Here is a 2,475-nt window from a genome sequence, read left to right as displayed (position 1 = left end):
TTCAAAGAACGATAATAAAGACCGGTGAGTTTGCTGCTTCAGGAAATCAAGAAGAGTGAGCCGAGGGCATAAAAGGTGATGATGCACATTGAGATCACGCAAAAAATTCAGCAGATCATCGAGACACAGCCTACCGACTCGGCCATTTCAAAGAGGAGCCAGTATTGGCAATACAGATCATCAATGAACGTATAATCATAATGCCATTCTGGCGTCATATGCCGGTTATTGGCTGTATCTCATACCAGACAGTGCTGTATGTCCAGTTATTTGAGTTGGGAGTCAGGTAGTCCGATCACTATTCTGAGGATGTGAAGTAAACAACTTTCTTATTAATGACTGATTGCTAAATTCTGGTCACGGTGCTAAAAATAGCACCACAGTACTGCATATAACAATCATCATAACAATAATAAGGAAAGAAGATGAGGCGGAAAATTCTATCTGCTGCTGTGGCTGCAGCCGTATCTTTTGGTGCTCAGGCCGAGCAACCCTTTAGTGACTTTTATGTGTTCGGTGACAGTTTGCTGGATACAGGCAACTTCTCTTATGCGACAAATGATGGCGGAGTCATAGCTACTGAATTGCTGGCTAAGGCCTTGGGATTGAATATTGATATTCTTGCCAACGGCGGTAACAACTATGCAGTTGGTGGCTATCAAACCGCCGATGTTCTGGACTCCATAGTTGGAGGTGTAGCCCTTCAGGATCCTGCAAACACCGTTACGACCCGAGGGGGGAATTTCAATTCTTACTTGATTGATAACCCTTCAGCTTCTGGAAATGCACTCTACTTTCTCGATGGTGGGGGGAATGATTTAGCTGGAACATGGTCGAGTGCGCCCGATCAAGCGGCAGCGATTCAGGCATCAGCCCAGAATATGGCTACAGCAGTGGGTGCTCTGAGTAATGCTGGTGCCAACTATATCATGTTGGCAAATTTGCCTGATATGGGGCGGATTCCCCTCACTCAACTGGCTGCTCTGGCTGACCCGAATGATGCCGTTGTGGCAAGTACTGCTGCTGCCGGTTACAACCAGGCGCTTGAAATTTTTGTCAACCAAACCGGTGCCAATGTGATACCGGTAGATTTTCAGGGTTTTATAGATCTTATTATCAGGGATGCTGATCAATTTGGCTTTGCCTCAGGCGTGGATGCAGCTGTTACCGGCGCTGCAATCGATCAGGTGTATACCTGTTATGACAATGGTTTGGCGGGCAGTACTGGTCCTTCAACCTCATGTTTCGAGCATCCGGTCTATGGAGTTGATGGCACTGCTCCGGACCCTGACAGCCTGATTTTTAATGATTTTTTGCACCCCACCGGTAAAACCCATGCTCTGGCTGCAGATTACATCGCGGATATCATCATAGCCCCCAGGAAAGTGGGATTGCTACCACAGATGGGGCTCAGTGCAGCTCGCAGTCAATTCAGTGCAGTCGCCAATGAAATGCGTCAGTCCCGCTGGAAGGATGTAAAAAGTGGTTGGTTTATCAGTGGCGCTTCGGGGAGCAGTGAGCTGGATGGCGGCTTAAGTCCCGAAGATGATCGTTACTCATCCACAGTGGGATTGATCAAAAGCCTGGATGACAATCATTTTTTGGGTGTTGCTCTTACTCTGGGGCAGAATGAGCTGGATGTCGATGATTCATCGTTTGAGGCAAACAATTATGGTCTGAATATTCTTTATGGTTATCGTGAAGGTGCCTGGTTTGTGGAAGGTGCACTGGGTTATACCAATATGGATTATTCTGACCTTGCGCGGGGCTTCACCATGGGTTCGCAAACTTACACTGCCAAGGGTGATACCGACGGTTATGCTTTGGGGCTGGATCTTCTGGCTGGCTACAATCTGCTGGATCAATCGGCGAGGTTTGTTTTTGGCCCCGTTCTGGGATTACAAACCATTTATGCTTCTGTTAACGGTTATACCGAGAGTGGCGGCGAAATTTCCAATTACGACTGGGGGAATCAATCCACAGAAAGTATGCAGTTGCGTGCTGGTTTTATGGGGAGTATGCAGCTCACGGAAACCATTGTCATTGACGCCGAAATGTATCATACAGATGAGCAGGAAGGTGGCTTTGAGAGCATTAATGTCACTAATACCAATTTGAATTTTGGGCAGTACCACCTACCCGGAGCCTATGTGGATGAAGGCGGCTTCGTTACCGCTAATCTGGGCGCCGCTATGGATTTGGGTGATGGCAAGTTGCGCCTGAGTTATAACTATAGCGATCAGGCTGATGGCTCCGAGCAGGTCAGTTTGACGTATTCAGCCGCTTTCTGAGGTGGATAATAAAAAAGGCCGGTTCGGCATACACCAATCCGGCCTTTTTTTGTGCTGACTGACTTGCTTTACAGACGCGTCCAGCATCACCTGATCTCATGCAGGCTTACAGGATCATGGCAACAGATCTTTGTTATTCACTGGGAAAGCCATTGATTCCCTGAATCGTGTCAATTCTTTGAAG

General features: G+C 47.4%; 1 protein-coding gene. It reads left to right on the top strand.

Annotated elements, in window-relative coordinates; all coding sequences use genetic code 11:
• The first annotated feature begins 425 nt into the window (after positions 1–425).
• Positions 426–2,291, top strand: a complete 1,866-nt coding sequence (locus KDK17_RS19240) for an autotransporter domain-containing protein (RefSeq protein WP_257288845.1) — start codon at positions 426–428, stop codon at positions 2,289–2,291.
• The last annotated feature ends 184 nt before the right edge of the window (positions 2,292–2,475 follow it).

Origin of the sequence: Endozoicomonas sp. SESOKO2, from assembly GCF_024606245.1 — a bacterium.
GTDB lineage: Bacteria > Pseudomonadota > Gammaproteobacteria > Pseudomonadales > Endozoicomonadaceae > Endozoicomonas_A.
This window is presented reverse-complemented; position numbering and strand designations above follow the sequence as displayed.